Origin of the sequence: Photobacterium kishitanii, assembly GCF_000613045.3 — a bacterium.
Classification (GTDB): domain Bacteria; phylum Pseudomonadota; class Gammaproteobacteria; order Enterobacterales; family Vibrionaceae; genus Photobacterium; species Photobacterium kishitanii.
This window is the reverse complement of sequence record NZ_LN794352.1, coordinates 943652-960496: the sequence shown is the minus strand read 5'-3', so window position 1 is coordinate 960496 and position 16845 is coordinate 943652. Positions and strand designations below refer to the sequence as shown.

The following is a 16845-nucleotide window of genomic DNA, read 5'->3' as shown; positions in this document are numbered from 1 at the left end:
GGAGATTGAGTGATGGCAATAATGACAACAACAAAACCACTCAGTGATGGACCAGATTGGACTTTTGATTTGCTTGAACAATATCATGTCGAAATCAAACGTGTAGCTGCACACTATCGGCTTGATACCTACCCAAATCAAATTGAAGTTATCACTGCCGAACAAATGATGGATGCTTATTCCAGTATCGGAATGCCAATCAACTATCACCATTGGTCATTTGGTAAACGTTTCATTGAAACTGAGCGGGGTTACAAACATGGGCAAATGGGTTTAGCCTACGAGATTGTTATTAATTCGAACCCTTGTATCTCTTATCTGATGGAAGAAAATACCATTACCATGCAAGCATTAGTGATGGCGCACGCATGTTATGGGCATAACTCTTTCTTTAAAAGTAATTATCTTTTTAAAACTTGGACTGATGCCAGTTCGATTATTGACTACCTATTATTCGCTCGCAAATATATAACTGAGTGCGAAGAAAAATATGGTGTTGATGATGTAGAAAAACTTCTCGACTCTTGTCATGCGCTAATGAATTACGGCGTTGATCGCTATAAACGTCCACAAAAAATATCCTTAGTCGAAGAAACTGCACGCCAAAAAGCGCGTGAAGATTACCTTCAGTCTCAAGTAAACTCTCTATGGCGAACCATTCCACAACACCACACAAAAGAAACTGTTATTGAAGAAGAGCGTTTCCCTACTGAGCCTCAAGAAAATATTCTGTATTTCTTTGAAAAACACGCCCCATTACTTGAGCCTTGGCAACGAGAGCTCGTTCGTATTGTACGTAAAGTTAGCCAATATTTTTATCCACAAAAACAAACCCAAGTAATGAACGAAGGTTGGGCCACATTTTGGCATTACACTATTTTGAATCATCTTTATGATGACGGTTTAGTGACTGATAGATTCATTATGGAATTTCTGCATAGCCATACTAATGTTGTCGCACAGCCTGAATATAATAGCCCTTACTATAGCGGAATTAATCCTTATGCATTAGGCTTTGCAATGTTCCAAGACATACGTCGTATTTGCGAAAATCCTACTGCCGAAGATAAGTATTGGTTTCCAGATATTGCCGGCTCGGATTGGCTTGAAACGCTACATTTTGCGATGGAAAATTTTAAAGATGAAAGTTTTATTAGCCAATTTTTATCACCAAAATTAATGCGTGACTTTAAATTCTTTGCTGTTGACGATGATGATCGTCATAACTATGTCGAAGTCAGTGCAATACATAATGAAGAAGGCTATCGCGCTATCCGTGAGAAATTATCATCACAATATAATCTCAGTAATAATGAGCCAAATTTACAAATATGGAATGTGGCTTTACGCGGGGATCGTTCATTAACGTTACGCTATATTCCTCATAATCGTATTCCTCTCGCAGAGAGTCATACTGAGGTCATTAAGCACTTACATCGATTATGGGGATTTAACGTAACCCTAGAAGAAGAATTGCCTGATGGTCGTGGGAAAATTATTGCAACCTGCCCTGCCAATACACAATATAATACCGATATATAATTAATAAAAACCGCCTTGTTTGTTATATCAAGGCGGTTTTATTATATTATGATAAATTTAATAATTTAGAATTTATATGTAGTACCAACATACCAGCTACCAACTGATTGATCATAATCTTTATTATTATATTTATCTTCAAGAGTATAGAAGTCTGCCTCATAAGCCACACGCATACCTAAGCCTGGAACTTGTTTAATTTGATACTCTAAACCTGCACCTAAACGAACTAAACCACCATCATCATTAATCATTGGTGATTTAACGGAAATTTGACCTAGACCAGCGGTTACAAAAGGACGTAAACCATTATCAAACGTATAACCAATATTCGCTGCAATACTGTATGACTGTTGTTTAACCGTCATATTCGCTTTCTGATCATTCTTTATGGCACTATATTTAGTATCACCATAAGAAGTATATTGAGCTTCAATAGAAACAATACGGTTAAATTGGTAACCCGTAATTAGTTTATATGCTGTATCCGATTTACTTGAAATACCGATATCAGTTCTCTTAGAAGCTTCTGACATTAGATCATCATGAAAATCTGTTGTACCTACACCGCCACCAACATAAAAACCTTGATACTTATTTGTGGCTATACTATTTTCGCCAGCTACTGCATATGAAGATAATAATGAACACATCACTGCCGCTACTGCTAATTTTTTCATGAGATATAAATCCAAATTGGGTGTAAAAAAGAGGTGACAGAATACAAATTTATATCGAAAAAAAACAAACCAAAAAAAAACCATCACCAAATAAAATACAAAGTGATTAAAAATTAAAACAAAAAGTTTCAAATAAATTTAATAAAAACAATAAAAATAATTTTATACATCCAATATTATCAAAATTAAATCGTTAAAACATTAAAATATCGATTCTTTTTAATCGATTTATAAAATACAGCCAGACTAATTTTTATAACAAACCATATCAAAAACATCATTTTTACTCATTGAGTATAAGTACATTTTATTACCCAATTGCTTATAAGCGTACGATATACTATAGCCTTGATAATCTTGATAACTCTTATTTATATTACTGTCTTGATATTTTTTAAGTAATCTCACTCGCTCAAATTTTAACGTTAATTCATTCTTTCTTTGGTTGTATTTACCCTCATAAAACACCTCAATTGGAGATCTATTACCATTATTTTTCTCTACTGTAATATATTCATGAATCATAAAGCTATCTTCAGAACTAAAGGTAAAAATCATATGTTCAGTAAAAGTACGATATTCAGAGTATGCTTTAGATATAAAGCTATTTTTTGATTGATCACAATACCACCGCGTTGTAACAAGGCGATCATCTTTAACATTGAAAATAAACAACCCAAGCAATACAATAATAACAATTATCGATAAAGTAATATTTACGATCTTTAACATGCAACACTTTTCCCCATCAAATAATAATTCAACCTCTCACCTAAATCATCATTTGTATATTCAGACATTCTAAAATTAAAAGCCCTCCCATCGTTGGTAATAATAAAGATAACTAACCCTACATGGTTCTTTATTCTCGTATTATTATAAAACCTCACATAAACCTCAGCATTACAGATTGAAGATATTCCTTGTTTTATCTCTTCGATAATTTTACTCGAATCTAATTCAGCGTTATTTACTGTATGGATATAAACAATATTATTACGTATATTAACTGCTTCAGAATAACTCGATTTATTAATAAAATAAGGTCGTGATTTTATTTCATAATAGCTATAAGTAATTAAAACTAGTAATACACCTAAAAAAAAGATCAATAAAATAGTTATTCTATTACTACTTAACCAACTCGCTTTAGCTCGGTCACTCTCGAAAGGTATAGCAGCAGTACTATTATTAATAGTTTGCTCTTTAACAATAAACGCAGTAACGTCATAATCATTAATATCGTCTTCTTTTTGTACACTACCAACAACCTCAAGCAAATAACCTGATTTACTTACGGTGGTGATAGTTAAAATATCTGGACAATTTTTATGCAGTATCTTTCTTAATTTAGAAATAACATTCGTCAGCGCCTGCTCAGAAACAATAACATTCCCCCAGCATTGAGATAATAATAAATCTTTCTCAACACATTGTCCTTGATACTCTAACAATAATAAAAAGACATCACTCACTCTCGGCGTAAAATACTCGGTATAGCCATTTTTATGTGTCAACACTCGCGTTGAACTATCGTAGTGAATAGGGCCAATTTGATATATTTTACTGCTGATCATTTTAATATTTACTTTTAACATAACGTATAACTAATTATTAGTTATGTTAACATCTTTATCCAATAAGATACGATGTTTATAAAAAAAGAGAGCTAATAAGCTCTCTTTTTTATTTTTATATTAGCAATGTATTTACTGCTCTTCTTCATATAAATATTTAGAGATTTTAACGCGATGGGTATACCAAATCGCACCACTTTCTCGGCCATATTTTTTAATACGATCAGCAACTAACTCTGCTTGATGACCATCACAATATGCTTGCAGGTCACTATAAAAATTCAGCGCTAATTGGCATGCTTCCGGATTCATAAAATAATAACCACCAACGCGGGTATAAATTTTACGCAGTCCATTGATTGTCAGCACATAAAGCGTGTTACCTGATTTTCCCGCCATTCCTTGGAACAAACGGTAATCATAATAATTAAAAGCGCGTGCACGACAAATTTCCTCGCATAGCTGAGGATCATTTTTACCGTATTTATCGACGATTTTCTTTACTTCTTGGAGTAAGTTTAATCGGTCATCACTATTTTCAATAAACTCAGCAAAACTCTCTGCAGCTAATAATCGCTGACATGATTCAATAACATGTTGAATTAATTCGCTGGAGTTTTCTGGATTACCTTTGACAGCATAGCGCATAAAAACACTACTAATATCCGTACGAGCAGCTAATAAATCAGCTAATACTCGTTGGACATCCTGTCCATCTAGTGTGATTAACGTATCTAAAATGCTTAAACCAGATGTATCCATGTAATTATTTACACGGGTCGGTTTACCATGTTGAATCGTTAACCAGCCATCTCGTGCTAAACGCTGCAATACTTCACGTAATGTTGTTCGAGTTACGCCAATCAGTTCCGAAAGTTCACGCTCAGCAGGAAGAATAGAGCCCTGAGGAAAGTGATTATTCCAGATACTTTCAATAATGTATTTCTCAGCAAACGTCGCTGGGCTATCTGCCTTAATAACCATCTAAGTTCAATCCAATTCGCTTCTTGCTTATGTTATTTATTAACACTCATCATACCACTAGTTCTTCAATAGCTGAAATCTAGTACACAAGTCTGACACTAAGCAGATAGATATGTACAAAAATAAACCATCTATACCTTCAAAGATTGCCTTAGTTGCATTATTTTATCAGCTTGCGATATTTTGCCTGCAATATTCTGTATATTGTAGCGCTAATATCTAAGGTACCAGCCTCAATTTGTGATGAAAACGTTACAATTTATTTGCATGTATGTGTATGCGGTTGACTAATAAAATTCAATCGGTAGAGTTATCATTAACAAACTGGGAGCAAATGGACGTTGCTGCCTGCTTTAAGTTAAATGTCATTATTTATGATGTTTATCTTAAAGAACTCAATCACTCCTGAAAATTTTTAGCATGATGCGATTAATTATCAGCTGATTAGTCCTCGCACGCATTCGTACCATTTCATACCTTCAAACTTGCACTAATTTAAGAGATTTAAACATGGCTATATCGCTAGGGAATGCTTTTATAAAAAACTTTTTAGGTAAGGCACCTGACTGGTACAAAATTGCAATCATTTCTTTTCTTATCATTAATCCATTGGTTTTCTTTCTCGTCGATCCTTTTGTTGCTGGGTGGTTACTGGTAGTAGAGTTTATCTTTACTCTTGCAATGGCACTTAAATGTTATCCTCTTCAGCCTGGCGGTTTGCTCGCCATTGAAGCTGTTGCAATTGGCATGACCAGTGCAGAACAAGTGAAGCATGAGCTGGTAGCAAATATCGAAGTACTATTACTATTAGTCTTTATGGTTGCTGGCATCTACTTCATGAAGCAGCTGCTACTGTTTATTTTCACCAAAATATTAATCAGCATTAAATCTAAGATACTGCTTTCTCTTGCTTTTTGCATCATGGCCGCTTTCCTATCAGCATTTCTTGATGCACTAACCGTTATTGCGGTGGTTATCAGCGTTACTGTTGGTTTCTATAGCATTTATCACAAAGTCGCTTCAGGACAAGATCCTAATGCTCATCATGATCATACTGACGATGATCATGTCCAAGAACTAAGCCGTGATGATCTTGAAAACTATCGTGCTTTTTTACGCAGCTTATTAATGCATGCAGGTGTCGGTACTGCACTTGGCGGTGTAATGACGATGGTCGGTGAACCACAAAACTTAATCATTGCCGACCAAGCTGGCTGGCAGTTTGGTGAATTTATTATTCGTATGTCACCAGTCACTATTCCGGTGTTCATTTGTGGTCTTTGTACTTGTGTTCTGGTTGAGAAATTCAAAATTTGTGGTTATGGAGCGCAATTGCCAGAAAATGTTCGTGCCATTTTGGTAGACCTCGATAACGAAGAACGTAAACGCCGCACTAATGTTGATTATGCAAAGTTTATCGTACAAGGCATTATTGCTGTTTGGCTGATTGTTGGTCTAGCAATGCACTTAGCGGCTGTTGGATTAATTGGTCTAACCGTTATCATTTTTGCGACGGCATTTACGGGAATCACGGAAGAGCATGCCTTAGGAAAAGCGTTTGAGGAAGCATTACCCTTCACCGCATTATTAGCAGTATTTTTCTCTGTAGTTGCTGTGATTATTGATCAACAGTTATTTACACCAATTATCGGTTGGGTATTAACACTTGAAGGTAGCTCTCAATTAACCATGTTCTATATTGCCAATGGTTTATTGTCGATGGTATCGGATAATGTTTTTGTCGGTACGGTATACATTAACGAAGTTAAAGCTGCATTAGTCAATGGTGTCATCGATCGTAATCAGTTTGATATGTTAGCCGTTGCTATCAATACAGGTACCAACTTACCTTCAGTTGCAACGCCTAATGGCCAAGCAGCATTCTTATTCGTACTCACATCTGCGCTTGCTCCTCTAATTCGTCTTTCTTACGGACGTATGGTCTATATGGCCTTACCTTATACTATCGTTTTAACCTTTGTTGGTTTAGCGGGTATTGAATTGTTACTCGTACCAATGACGGATTGGTTCTACAGCATGAACTGGTTAACTCAAGCAACAATAGACGCAGCTGCATCAGTTCCTGCGGTAGGTCATTAAAATAACACAACGGACTTATATGAAGATTTACTTATCTTTAGAGCTATGCTTGAATAACGAATCGTAATAAATGCCATATATCTTTTCAACGCCCTGATGTTCAGGACGTTGTTTTGTCCAGTTAGTTATTAGAGTACCGATAATGCAAGTGCTTAATTCTTTTTCAAAAACACGTTTAGCTTGGTTGCTACTACTACTCTCAATTATTTTCTTTGAAAGTTCGGCGCTCTTTTTCGAACACGTCATGAACCTTGCACCTTGTGTGATGTGCGTTTATGAACGTGTCGCAATGATGGGGATTGGTATTGCAGCTCTAATTGGTTTAATGGCACCTAAAAATGGTCTATTACGCTGGTTAGGTTTAGCTGGCTGGGGTTATGGTGCATACCGTGGCTTAGAGCTGGCATATCAACACGTTGGTTTTCAATTTAATCCATCGCCATTTGCAACCTGTGATTTATTCGTCAAATTCCCATCATGGGCTCCCCTTAACCACTGGGCACCATGGATGTTTGAAGCTTATGGTGATTGCGCTAAAATCGTATGGGGATTCCTTGGCCTTTCAATGCCACAATGGCTAGTAATTATTTTTGCAGCCAATCTTATCGTATGGGCTATTATGGTTATCGCACAATTTTTTGGTAATAAGCGTTAAGCTGATACGCCAATACATAAAAAAGCGAAGCACTATGCTTCGCTTTTTTGATCTGCCAATTTAATATACAACTATATATTTACCCTTTGGCGTTACTCATCTGCGTCATATGATTATGTAAGGCAGTGATAATTGGATAGTCGGCCGCACAAAAACGATAATTATCTAATTGTGATAATGAAACCCACGCCATTTGTTGATGACTATTTAATTGGATCTCACCTTGCTGCCAGTGACTTAAATAACCTTTAAGTTCAACGATTTTATCACCATAATCAAAGACACTATCAGCCAGCCATACTCCTGTTGTCGTACCAATAGACAACTCTTCACGCAATTCACGTTCGAGAGCTTGTGCTGGCGTTTCATCAACTTCAACTTTACCGCCAGGAAATTCCCACAAACCACCCTGACTTGCACTCTCTAACCGCTGTGCAATGAAATAATAACCTTGTTTTTCAATCACGCCGGCAACGACAATCAAACGTGGTTTATTCACTAACATTACAGTGTCTTACCACAGCATTGTTTAAATTTCTTACCACTTTCGCACGGACATGGATCATTGCGTCCAATACCTTTAAACGGATTAATTGCCTGTGCGCCAGAACCTATCTGCAATTGATCTGCTGCCATCATCACTTCGGTTAGCATTAATGGTAATTGTGCATATAACTCACTCGCCGCAGGCATGCCCGTTACACCCGCTTGTTCCATTTGAGCTAACGTTTCAGCTTCATCCACCAGCAACATTAATGTCGTTAATAACGCAGATAACATCCGCATGGTGCCATCTGATACTGTTTGTTGCTGCCAGTTAGGCTCAATGAATACCCATACAGCTAAAAAGCCTTGAGCAAATTCACGCAATGCAACCTCTGTACTGCCATCTTGTTGCCACAACAAACACTCAGGTAATTGATATTCACCCGCCTTTACCATTCGATATTGCATTTCAAAATGATTAAGAATAGGCATTTTATCAGCCTCATCGACCATCACTACTGCTACTTCATCGCCGCCGCCATTTATTAACACAGGTAACCATACTTCTGGCTCCATTGGCTTAGGGTTAGCATTTGCTGCAAATAAAGCGCCTTCAATAAAAGCGGCCGACATACCTTGCCAATGTGGAGGCAACATGATTAATGTGTTCATAGGGTGTCCTAGTTAATTCTTTTGATTCACTTTAACGCTATTATACGTCGAATATGAGTGATGATAGCCATAACTGCACCATAAATAGCCCCTAATGAGTGAAATTTGATGCACTTAAAAGCAAATTAGATAAAAATACGCTATCTATAGCCCTCGACTTATTATGATGGATACACTTATGTCACCCCATTCACTGAATGCGATTATTGCTGGAGCCAGCGGCTTAATAGGTACTGAGCTATTACATCAATTACTCGATCACCCTCGTTTTAATCACATCTACGCCCTGACTCGTCGACCATTACCTTTTCATAGTAAGAGATTACATCAAATTATAGACAGTCAATTACGTATTATTACTTGGGAAAACGATCAACCCATACCTGAATATGGCTTTATCTGTTTAGGCACCACTAAAAAAGAAGCCGGTAGCAATCAGGCTCTTGAAGCTATTGATGTCGATTTAGTCAAAAATGTTGCTATTACCATGAAGAACCTCGGCGTAAAACACCTTGTCGTTGTATCAAGCTTAGGTGCATGCCAACATTCTCCTGCTCATTATTTACGCTGTAAAGGTAAGATGGAACAAGCATTAACAGCGCTTGCGTTTGAACATTGTGTTTTTGTTCGCCCAGGACCACTTAAAGGGGAGCGTAATAAACCTCGTAAAAATGAATTAGCCATTCAACGTATTTTTGAAATTATTCATCCAATAATGATTGGCCCCCTAAAACACTTCACTCCAATTCCAGCAGAAGATGTTGCGACTAGCATGTTAAAAATGGCAATCGCATGTGATAAGCATCACTTACAACCAACCACCATTATTTCAGGCCATCATCTACGTTCAATATAAAAACAAAGATGACAAACTAGCCAACTCGCACTAGACTCTTGCCCCTTAGCGTATTTACTGAGTAGAGCAACCACCCCTATGCGAGTTATTTTAGGCCCGATGGAAGGCGTATTAGATCACCTAATGCGCGAGATGCTAACCGAAATTAATGACTATGATCTTTGTGTCACTGAATTTGTACGTATCATTGATAGCCTATTACCTAATAGTGTTTTCTATCGTTTATGTCCTGAATTGCACCAAGGCGGTAAAACACGCTCAGGTACCCCCGTTCGTGTGCAATTGCTAGGTCAATATCCACAATGGATGGCTGAAAATGCCCATCGTGCTTGTAATCTTGGTTCAGCAGGCATAGATATTAACTTTGGTTGTCCAGCCAAAGCAGTTAATAAAAGTCGCGGTGGCGCAGTATTGCTCAAAGAGCCTGAATTAATCTATCAAATTGTTAAAGCAACACGGGAAGCTGTAAATCCGACTAAACCTGTAACGGCAAAAGTACGCTTAGGCTGGGATGACCCACAACAATGTTTTGAAATTGCAGATGCCATTGCTCAAGCGGGTGCTGACGAAATGGTGATCCATGCGCGGACTAAAGATGATGGCTATAAAGCAGAGACCATAAAATGGGATTACATTCGCCAACTTCGCCAGCATGTTAAATTACCAATTATTGCCAATGGTGAGGTTTGGAACCATGCTGATGGCCAAGCCTGTTTAGCTGCAACGAATACTGATGCGTTAATGGTTTGTCGTGGCGCATTGAACCTACCCAACTTAGGTAATGTAGTAAAACATAACCAAGATCCAATGACTTGGGAGCAAGTATTAGCACTGCTACTTACTTATTCTCAATTCGAAATTAAAGGCGATAAAGGCTTATATTATCCTAATCGGGTTAAACAATGGTTTGCTTACCTGCGCCATCAGTACCCACAGGCTAAAATGCTCTTTACTGATATTCGCTGTCTCAATAAAGCCGCACCGATTATTGAGCGTTTAGAACAAGCCCAACAGCAATTGTAATATCGCTTCATCTCCCCTTTACTGGTTATAGTACGAGGGGAGATAAATTTCTCACGACCACACACTCTAATAATCCTCGTTGAAGAAAAAGATCCCACGCGTCCCAAATTTTGAGCCATTATTGAATCATCGACTACCCATAATGAAGGAATGATAATGCGTTGGAAGAACTCTCGCCAAAGCTCAAACATTGAAGATCGACGTGGCGATAGCCCGACTCAAGCAAGAACACCCATTGCAGGATTATTACGCTTCGTTCCATTACTGATGCGCAGTAAAATAGGACGAATTATCTTAGTGGTTGGTGGATTATTCTTTGCCTATCAATATTTTACTGGCGGTGGCACCTCACTCGGAATCCAGCAATCACACGCCCCCACAACAGCGCCTTTACAACTCAATGATGAGAATAAACAATTTGTAGCCGCTATTCTTGGCTCAACAGAAAGTGTATGGGATAAACAACTAGCGGGAAAATACCAACCGCCAACATTAGTATTATATAACGATATTACTCACACAGGTTGTGGCACAGGATCAGCCCAGTCAGGACCTTTTTATTGCCCCGCAGATCAAAAAATCTATCTTGATCTGGGCTTTATTAACGAACTAAACAAATTAGGCGCATCGGGTGATTTTGCATTTGCATATGTCATTGCCCATGAAGTTGGTCACCATGTTCAAAAACTACTTGGAACCAGTGATAAAGTTCATCAACTACAACAGCGTAGCGATGAGATCACCGCCAATAAACTCAGTGTAAACTTGGAGCTTCAAGCTGACTGTTACGCCGGCGTATGGGGCTATTATGTGAATCAGCAAGGCATGCTTGAGGCTGGCGATATTGAAGAAGGAATTAATGCCGCCAGTGCTGTCGGTGATGACAGATTGCAAAAACTCGCAGGTAAAGCAGTCCAACCGGATGCGTTTACTCATGGTAGTTCACAGCAACGTATCGCATGGTTTCAAAAAGGATTTAAAACAGGTAACCCTAGTGTCTGCGATACATTTACTCGTCCATAATCAAGACGAATAGCCTCCCTAGCAATAGAATAATGTCGGATCATATATAGCTATAAGGTCCGTTTTTATTCCGATTGCCCACAAATAACATTTTTTTACAATTATACGTATTCTCTAGCGCAACAATCCGTTATAACGTCGTATTATTCAGCAAAACAATCAAATATGAACGCTATTGCTGTTATTTCTATAGGGAAAATAGAATGTTCAAAAAAAGTCTTTTAGTCTTACTATGCTCTTTTTCAGCTTATGCGCAAGCTGGATTTGATGTTATCACTTTAGGCAGTAAGGGAGGCATTCAGGATGGTAATTTAACCGCATTTCTTATCAAAGACACTCATGACACTAATTATGTCACCCTTGATGCAGGAACCGTGGTTAATGGCCTTATTGTGGCCGATGAAAAGCAAGCTTTTAAAGACATTAAACTCCCCAAAGACTCGCCTTATACTAAAGTTGGTTATGTGCTACGTGAGAAAATTAAAGGTTATTTAATCAGTCACGCACACCTAGATCATCTCGCTGGAATGATCATTACCTCACCGGATGATAGTCGTAAATATATCTATGGTTTACCGTCAGTCAATGGAACCATTACCGAGACTTATTTTAATTGGCAAGCTTGGCCTAACTTTGGTAATCGTGGCCAAGGTTATCAATTAGGTAAATACCAATATCGTGATTTATCGGCTCAAAAGTGGCTGCCAATTAAAGACACTTATTTACACGCTAAAGCACTACCATTAAGCCATGCTGGTATTGAATCCTCGGCATTTCTTATTAAGAATAATCATAAACAAGTGATGGTCTATCTTGGTGATACCGGTGCTGACAGCGTTGAGCAAAGCGACCATCTAAATAGTTTATGGTCGACATTGGCACCTTATATTAAAAACAAACAATTAAAAGGGATCATGATTGAAACGTCCTTCACCAATAAAGTACCTGAACGCTCGTTATATGGCCATTTAACGCCTAAATTATTATTAGAGGAATTAGCTGTACTTGAATATAAAGCTGGCGGTAAGGGAAGTTTAACTGGACTGCCTATTGTTATCACTCATATAAAATACAGCTTGCTTAAAAATATCGATCCACAATCGATTATTAAGCAGCAACTTAATGCAGGTAATACCTTTGGGGTGACATTCCATTTCCCTGTTCAGGGTGAACGTTTTATCTTATAACGTGTTACTGGTTATAAACAACAACGCCTCCGTTTCGTAACGGAGGCGTTATTTATTCAACAACCACAAGTTAATCGTTATTATTCACTAATACGATTAGGGTGATTCAAAATGTGATCTTCCCAATCAATCACATCGATTTCATACACAATCTTATTACGTACTGATTCATCCGCTTTGTGCATAGCCTCTTTAGAGCCGGTGAGCAAAGGATGCCACTCAGGTAACGGTTTACCTTCCGCAAGTAAACGGTAAGCACATGTTTCAGGTAACCATGCAAACTCTTCAATTCGCTCACGAGTCAGCTTAAGACACTCTTCACCAGACTCAAATCGATTAGGATAATCTTTACATGAACATGTTTGGTTATCGAGTAAGCTACAAGCGACATTGGTGTAATAGATATCGTCAGTATCATCATCAATTAACTTATGTAGACAACATTTTCCACAGCCATCACAAAGTGATTCCCACTCTTGATCTGTCATTGTCGTTAAGTCTTTCTGTTGCCAAAAATGGGTCATGATACTTACACCAGTATTGTTATTTGTGTCGCTCAATACGCCACAATAATGAATGAGCTTATCAAAAAATAAAGCAGGCGGTTTTTATAGCGATCAATACGGTAAACTGCAAATTAAAAATACCTATTAATCGTTAATATCGACAGAAATAATAGCCATTATCATTTAGCGTAGAAATAAAGAGCCGATCTGTAAATGATCACGACGAATAAAGTCGATAACTAAATTTGGCTTTTAGGATTAACAATGGTAATTTGCGCAACCGATTTACAAAGCAAAAAGAGAGAAGAGTGATGGAATGTCGTTTAGGTTGTGGAGCATGTTGTATTGCCCCAAGTATATCATCATCCATTCCAGGAATGGTTAACGGTAAGCCTGCAGGTGTTCGTTGTATTCAACTAAATGAAAACAATCTCTGCCAATTATTTGGTAAGCCAGAGCGCCCTGCTGTATGCCACAATTTTAAAGCTTGCTCTGATATTTGTGGTAATACCAATGAGCAAGCCTTAACAATTATTACCGAACTTGAGCAAATAACATAATCGTTATTGCCGTTCGTTTACTGGAGAATAGAACTATTCTTTGACTGCGCCAGTAAGGATACGTAATGCACTTTTAGCATTTTCTACAACTTGATGGCCAGAATATGTCAAGTATCCTCCATCCTCTTCAGTCACTAATCCTTTCGCATACAAACGTTGCGCTGCAGAGATAACAGCAGGACTTGCATCGCTATGAACCTTAATGCCTTCCATATTGCTATGCATAGGGAATTTTACCAGTAGATTCATTTCATCAACGATATCGGGAGTGTACGGCATAGTCACCTCTTTATGGAAAATTCCAACGGGATAAATAATCTATTATTAATATTAGCGTTTGTTGGTAAGAAAACTAGGTGCAGAGATCAATATCTGAAGATCTTTCTCTATCAGGGTGAGATCTGTGTCAAAAATTTGAACATCTATCAGTCATTCAGTTTCAAAACTGTATAAAAAACGACCCAAGCTATTGAGAGATATAAAAAAGCCGCTTAGAAAAGAGTTCACATAATATGAAATCTTTTGCTATTAGCGGCTTTTTTGACTGCGATTTATCGCGATTATGCTTGAATACCAACAATTAACCATGGCGCATTAGGTTTACGTAAATCACGCTCCAAATGCCATACATCATTAATGTCTTCTTCCACACCTTCAGCGCTATCTTTATAACGGCCACTAAACTTAATACTTAGTTGTGCCATATTAGCGTCATAATCTGCACGTACTAGTTCAGCATCAACATACATCACTTCAGTATGCTGTTCACCGACCAGTTTTGCACGCTCAGCGGTTAAATCAGCCATCAACGCTGGCGACACATACTCACGAATTTTTTCCAATTCGTTATGATTCCAAGCGCCTTGAATAACACGGTAATGATCACGAGAACCATTTAAAAATGCATTCATATTAAAGTTTGGCGGCAAGTTAAACGGCACATCACTGTCTGTTGATTCATAACCAGACGATTGCTGCTGTTGTGCTGCTCCTTGACGAAACTGCTGTTGCTGACGTTGCTGTTGCTGAGACTGACGAGGGGAATTGCCCGCATAAGACTCACGGTGCCCCATAGGAGTACCTTTATTAGCACGCATTGCTTTAAATAGCTTAAACAATACAAAGGCAATGATACCGATGATAAGAATATCCATAAATTGGATACCATCAAATGCACCACCAAAGAAAGCAGCTAACAGACCACCAGCAAGAAGACCACCTAACAAACCACCCATTAGGCCTTTTTTCGCTGATGACGCTGCGGTAGGATTTTGTTTACGGATAGTATCAGTCTGTTGCGGTTGCTGCTTACGAACCGGAGCGGTTTTAAAGCTTTTACCAAACGACTTACCACCACCGAATTTTTTTGCTTCTGCATGTGGTGCTGTAAACGACACCGCCACAATAAGAGCAAATACGGTAAAAAAGCGTTTCATGATAATAGATATACCTTTGTCATTAACTCTAAGCATCGTAGCCATTCGCTACAGAATGTCAATTTAATCACCCATCAAAATTGTTACTAACGTTTAACATTGTTGTAATTATCTAATATAACAAATTAAAAGCCTAACAATCATACATCTAACACTAACAATATAGACATTAACAATTGTGATTCTCTATATAATTAAACATAAATAGCTTTAATATGCATGTTTATGTGTAATAAATTGAACTAATACAACCTAAAAGGTGAAAATTATCAGATCATTCCATATATTATCCGCAGTAAACGTTTATTATTATATACTGTTTTTTATGCCATCAACGAAAGTGAACAATACCGGCTCAAAAGCGGGACTTTCCTTGATTATTATCATATTTCTCAATGGGGATATCTATGCAAGAGAACAATACACATAGTAAATTTGTGGGTTATCTATTGTGGATTTTTGGTTTTACCGGTGCTCACCGTTTTTATTATGGTAAACCTGTCACAGGGACAATTTGGTTTTTAACGTTAGGTTTACTCGGCATCGGCTGGTTAATCGATTTATTTTTGATCCCATCAATGAACCGTGAATCTGATTTACGTTTCGCTAGTGGTGAAATCGATTACAACATTGCATGGCTATTACTGACTTTCCTTGGAATATTTGGTGTTCACCGCATGTATATGGGGAAATGGCTCACTGGTATCCTTTACTTATGTACGTGTGGTTTCTTCCTCATCGGTATTCTTATCGATTTTTGGACACTAAATGATCAAGTATCATTAGAAAATACCAAGAAACGAAACGCTTAACATATCAATTTATGGATTCGTATTATGTCTGATTTATGTTATGCATAATGCCTCATGGATGATAATTATTAAAATAATTAAAAAAGCGGCCTATAGCTAGGCTAATTACGACAATTGCAAACATATTTAAAAGAGTATAACTCCATGGCAAGAAGAAATGACCACACCCGCGAAGAATTGGTAAATATGACTCTTGAGCAAGTAAAAAACTTTCTCGATGAGCACCCACATCATGAACTGAGCTTACGTAAAGTCGCAGCGATGATTGGCTATGTACCAAGTACTTTAGTTAATGTGTTCGGTAACTATAATCTATTACTCCTTCATGCCGTTGCTCAAACACTTGACGAATTATTCCAACAAGCTGAACTTTGTGTCCGTGATTCAACGTCCTCACAACAAGCATTGCGTAATCTTGCTTTCTGCTATCTTGATTTTGCAACAGCACATCCTTACCGTTGGCAGTTAATTTTCCAACATACAATGAATGGTGAAGATCTTCCTGAATGGCAAACAGATCGTATTGATAATATGACAGGCATGCTAGAAGCATTAATTGGTCAAATTAATAGTGATATGAGTGATGAGCAAGTACTTGAAGCAAGCCGTGTTATTTGGGCTGGTGTACACGGTATTACCTTACTAACAGTAGATGATAAATTGTTTACCTCATCCCCAGTTGACGGAAAAGCATTGATCAATAATTTATTAGATACCTACTTAAATTCATGGCACAAGTAATTTAA

General features: G+C 37.7%; 19 protein-coding genes. 10 read left to right on the top strand and 9 right to left on the bottom strand.

Translation table 11 applies throughout. The features are described 5' to 3' along the window. Positions 1 to 12 precede the first annotated feature (12 nt). Positions 13 to 1542 (top strand): SpoVR family protein, encoded by a 1530-nt coding sequence (locus PPBDW_RS04820; RefSeq protein ID WP_036793740.1) that lies wholly within the window; start codon positions 13 to 15, stop codon positions 1540 to 1542. A 65-nt stretch (positions 1543 to 1607) separates the two neighbouring features. On the opposite strand, the gene PPBDW_RS04815 is transcribed toward PPBDW_RS04820, so the two are convergent. The 4 genes from PPBDW_RS04815 to fadR form a co-directional block, all read right to left on the bottom strand. Beyond that, on the bottom strand, positions 1608 to 2222 hold the full coding sequence (locus tag PPBDW_RS04815; RefSeq protein ID WP_036793739.1) for a porin family protein: 615 nt from the start codon (positions 2220 to 2222) through the stop codon (positions 1608 to 1610). A gap of 246 nt (positions 2223 to 2468) precedes the next feature. Then, positions 2469 to 2954 carry a hypothetical protein gene (locus PPBDW_RS04810; RefSeq protein WP_036793738.1) on the bottom strand — a complete coding sequence of 162 codons (486 nt, stop codon included), beginning with the start codon at positions 2952 to 2954 and terminating at the stop codon, positions 2469 to 2471. Then, positions 2948 to 3820 (bottom strand): winged helix-turn-helix domain-containing protein, encoded by an 873-nt coding sequence (locus PPBDW_RS04805; RefSeq protein WP_036793736.1) that lies wholly within the window; start codon positions 3818 to 3820, stop codon positions 2948 to 2950. Before PPBDW_RS04805 ends, PPBDW_RS04810 begins: the two co-directional genes overlap by 7 nt. Before the next feature lie 111 nt (positions 3821 to 3931). Further along, the gene (fadR, locus tag PPBDW_RS04800) at positions 3932 to 4783 is read right to left on the bottom strand and encodes a fatty acid metabolism transcriptional regulator FadR (protein WP_036793734.1); all 852 of its coding nucleotides are present in this window, start codon (positions 4781 to 4783) and stop codon (positions 3932 to 3934) included. A gap of 510 nt (positions 4784 to 5293) precedes the next feature. Between fadR and nhaB the strand changes: the two genes are divergently transcribed. After that, positions 5294 to 6883, top strand: a complete 1590-nt coding sequence (nhaB, locus tag PPBDW_RS04795) for a Na(+)/H(+) antiporter NhaB (protein ID WP_036793733.1) — start codon at positions 5294 to 5296, stop codon at positions 6881 to 6883. A 142-nt stretch (positions 6884 to 7025) separates the two neighbouring features. Next, positions 7026 to 7538 (top strand): disulfide bond formation protein DsbB, encoded by a 513-nt coding sequence (gene dsbB, locus PPBDW_RS04790; RefSeq protein ID WP_036793732.1) that lies wholly within the window; start codon positions 7026 to 7028, stop codon positions 7536 to 7538. A gap of 79 nt (positions 7539 to 7617) precedes the next feature. On the opposite strand, the gene PPBDW_RS04785 is transcribed toward dsbB, so the two are convergent. Together PPBDW_RS04785 and PPBDW_RS04780 are read right to left on the bottom strand one after the other, a co-directional pair. Further along, positions 7618 to 8043 carry a (deoxy)nucleoside triphosphate pyrophosphohydrolase gene (locus PPBDW_RS04785; RefSeq protein WP_036793731.1) on the bottom strand — a complete coding sequence of 142 codons (426 nt, stop codon included), beginning with the start codon at positions 8041 to 8043 and terminating at the stop codon, positions 7618 to 7620. Next, positions 8043 to 8696, bottom strand: a complete 654-nt coding sequence (locus PPBDW_RS04780) for a YecA/YgfB family protein (protein ID WP_036793729.1) — start codon at positions 8694 to 8696, stop codon at positions 8043 to 8045. The genes PPBDW_RS04785 and PPBDW_RS04780 overlap by 1 nt, the downstream gene beginning before the upstream one ends. A gap of 178 nt (positions 8697 to 8874) precedes the next feature. Between PPBDW_RS04780 and PPBDW_RS04775 the strand changes: the two genes are divergently transcribed. From PPBDW_RS04775 to PPBDW_RS04760, 4 genes are all read left to right on the top strand, one after another. Beyond that, on the top strand, positions 8875 to 9552 hold the full coding sequence (locus tag PPBDW_RS04775; protein ID WP_036793728.1) for an NAD(P)H-binding protein: 678 nt from the start codon (positions 8875 to 8877) through the stop codon (positions 9550 to 9552). Between the two features lie 78 nt (positions 9553 to 9630). Beyond that, positions 9631 to 10575 (top strand): tRNA dihydrouridine(16) synthase DusC, encoded by a 945-nt coding sequence (dusC, locus tag PPBDW_RS04770; RefSeq protein WP_036793727.1) that lies wholly within the window; start codon positions 9631 to 9633, stop codon positions 10573 to 10575. Positions 10576 to 10731: 156 nt separating this feature from the next. Further along, positions 10732 to 11598: a KPN_02809 family neutral zinc metallopeptidase gene (gene ypfJ / locus PPBDW_RS04765; RefSeq protein ID WP_036793725.1), complete on the top strand. Its 867-nt coding sequence runs from the start codon at positions 10732 to 10734 to the stop codon at positions 11596 to 11598. 203 nt (positions 11599 to 11801) lie between these two features. Then, positions 11802 to 12785 carry an MBL fold metallo-hydrolase gene (locus PPBDW_RS04760; RefSeq protein WP_036793724.1) on the top strand — a complete coding sequence of 328 codons (984 nt, stop codon included), beginning with the start codon at positions 11802 to 11804 and terminating at the stop codon, positions 12783 to 12785. An 80-nt stretch (positions 12786 to 12865) separates the two neighbouring features. On the opposite strand, the gene PPBDW_RS04755 is transcribed toward PPBDW_RS04760, so the two are convergent. Next, a complete protein-coding gene (locus tag PPBDW_RS04755; RefSeq protein WP_080888916.1) occupies positions 12866 to 13309 on the bottom strand; it encodes a YcgN family cysteine cluster protein in 444 nt (147 codons plus the stop codon). 293 nt (positions 13310 to 13602) lie between these two features. On the opposite strand from PPBDW_RS04755, the gene PPBDW_RS04750 reads away from it, so the two are divergent. Next, positions 13603 to 13851 carry a YkgJ family cysteine cluster protein gene (locus tag PPBDW_RS04750; RefSeq protein WP_036793723.1) on the top strand — a complete coding sequence of 83 codons (249 nt, stop codon included), beginning with the start codon at positions 13603 to 13605 and terminating at the stop codon, positions 13849 to 13851. Positions 13852 to 13884: 33 nt separating this feature from the next. On the opposite strand, the gene PPBDW_RS04745 is transcribed toward PPBDW_RS04750, so the two are convergent. Next, positions 13885 to 14130, bottom strand: coding sequence for a TIGR02647 family protein (locus PPBDW_RS04745; RefSeq protein ID WP_036793722.1), 246 nt, complete (start codon positions 14128 to 14130; stop codon positions 13885 to 13887). Between the two features lie 281 nt (positions 14131 to 14411). Further along, positions 14412 to 15287 (bottom strand): Tim44 domain-containing protein, encoded by an 876-nt coding sequence (locus PPBDW_RS04740; RefSeq protein ID WP_036793720.1) that lies wholly within the window; start codon positions 15285 to 15287, stop codon positions 14412 to 14414. A gap of 407 nt (positions 15288 to 15694) precedes the next feature. Here PPBDW_RS04740 and PPBDW_RS04735 point away from each other — a divergent pair, with 407 nt between their 5' ends. After that, complete coding sequence (locus tag PPBDW_RS04735) at positions 15695 to 16099, top strand: NINE protein (protein ID WP_036793718.1); 405 nt, start codon at positions 15695 to 15697, stop codon at positions 16097 to 16099. A gap of 144 nt (positions 16100 to 16243) precedes the next feature. Continuing rightward, positions 16244 to 16840, top strand: a complete 597-nt coding sequence (locus PPBDW_RS04730; protein ID WP_036793716.1) for a TetR/AcrR family transcriptional regulator — start codon at positions 16244 to 16246, stop codon at positions 16838 to 16840. Positions 16841 to 16845: the final 5 nt, after the last annotated feature.

Excerpts from the sequence above, each read along its gene's own strand:
- PPBDW_RS04730 (WP_036793716.1), top strand. The coding sequence starts at position 16,244 with ATGGCAAGAAGAAATGACCACACCCGCGAAGAATTGGTAAATATGACT.
- PPBDW_RS04780 (WP_036793729.1), bottom strand. The coding sequence starts at position 8,696 with ATGAACACATTAATCATGTTGCCTCCACATTGGCAAGGTATGTCGGCC.
- PPBDW_RS04740 (WP_036793720.1), bottom strand. The coding sequence starts at position 15,287 with ATGAAACGCTTTTTTACCGTATTTGCTCTTATTGTGGCGGTGTCGTTT.
- PPBDW_RS04820 (WP_036793740.1), top strand. The coding sequence starts at position 13 with ATGGCAATAATGACAACAACAAAACCACTCAGTGATGGACCAGATTGG.
- PPBDW_RS04785 (WP_036793731.1), bottom strand. The coding sequence starts at position 8,043 with ATGTTAGTGAATAAACCACGTTTGATTGTCGTTGCCGGCGTGATTGAA.
- ypfJ (WP_036793725.1), top strand. The coding sequence starts at position 10,732 with ATGCGTTGGAAGAACTCTCGCCAAAGCTCAAACATTGAAGATCGACGT.
- dsbB (WP_036793732.1), top strand. The coding sequence starts at position 7,026 with ATGCAAGTGCTTAATTCTTTTTCAAAAACACGTTTAGCTTGGTTGCTA.
- PPBDW_RS04805 (WP_036793736.1), bottom strand. The coding sequence starts at position 3,820 with ATGTTAAAAGTAAATATTAAAATGATCAGCAGTAAAATATATCAAATT.
- PPBDW_RS04760 (WP_036793724.1), top strand. The coding sequence starts at position 11,802 with ATGTTCAAAAAAAGTCTTTTAGTCTTACTATGCTCTTTTTCAGCTTAT.
- PPBDW_RS04750 (WP_036793723.1), top strand. The coding sequence starts at position 13,603 with ATGGAATGTCGTTTAGGTTGTGGAGCATGTTGTATTGCCCCAAGTATA.
- PPBDW_RS04745 (WP_036793722.1), bottom strand. The coding sequence starts at position 14,130 with ATGCCGTACACTCCCGATATCGTTGATGAAATGAATCTACTGGTAAAA.
- nhaB (WP_036793733.1), top strand. The coding sequence starts at position 5,294 with ATGGCTATATCGCTAGGGAATGCTTTTATAAAAAACTTTTTAGGTAAG.
- fadR (WP_036793734.1), bottom strand. The coding sequence starts at position 4,783 with ATGGTTATTAAGGCAGATAGCCCAGCGACGTTTGCTGAGAAATACATT.
- PPBDW_RS04755 (WP_080888916.1), bottom strand. The coding sequence starts at position 13,309 with ATGACCCATTTTTGGCAACAGAAAGACTTAACGACAATGACAGATCAA.
- dusC (WP_036793727.1), top strand. The coding sequence starts at position 9,631 with ATGCGAGTTATTTTAGGCCCGATGGAAGGCGTATTAGATCACCTAATG.
- PPBDW_RS04735 (WP_036793718.1), top strand. The coding sequence starts at position 15,695 with ATGCAAGAGAACAATACACATAGTAAATTTGTGGGTTATCTATTGTGG.
- PPBDW_RS04775 (WP_036793728.1), top strand. The coding sequence starts at position 8,875 with ATGTCACCCCATTCACTGAATGCGATTATTGCTGGAGCCAGCGGCTTA.
- PPBDW_RS04810 (WP_036793738.1), bottom strand. The coding sequence starts at position 2,954 with ATGTTAAAGATCGTAAATATTACTTTATCGATAATTGTTATTATTGTA.
- PPBDW_RS04815 (WP_036793739.1), bottom strand. The coding sequence starts at position 2,222 with ATGAAAAAATTAGCAGTAGCGGCAGTGATGTGTTCATTATTATCTTCA.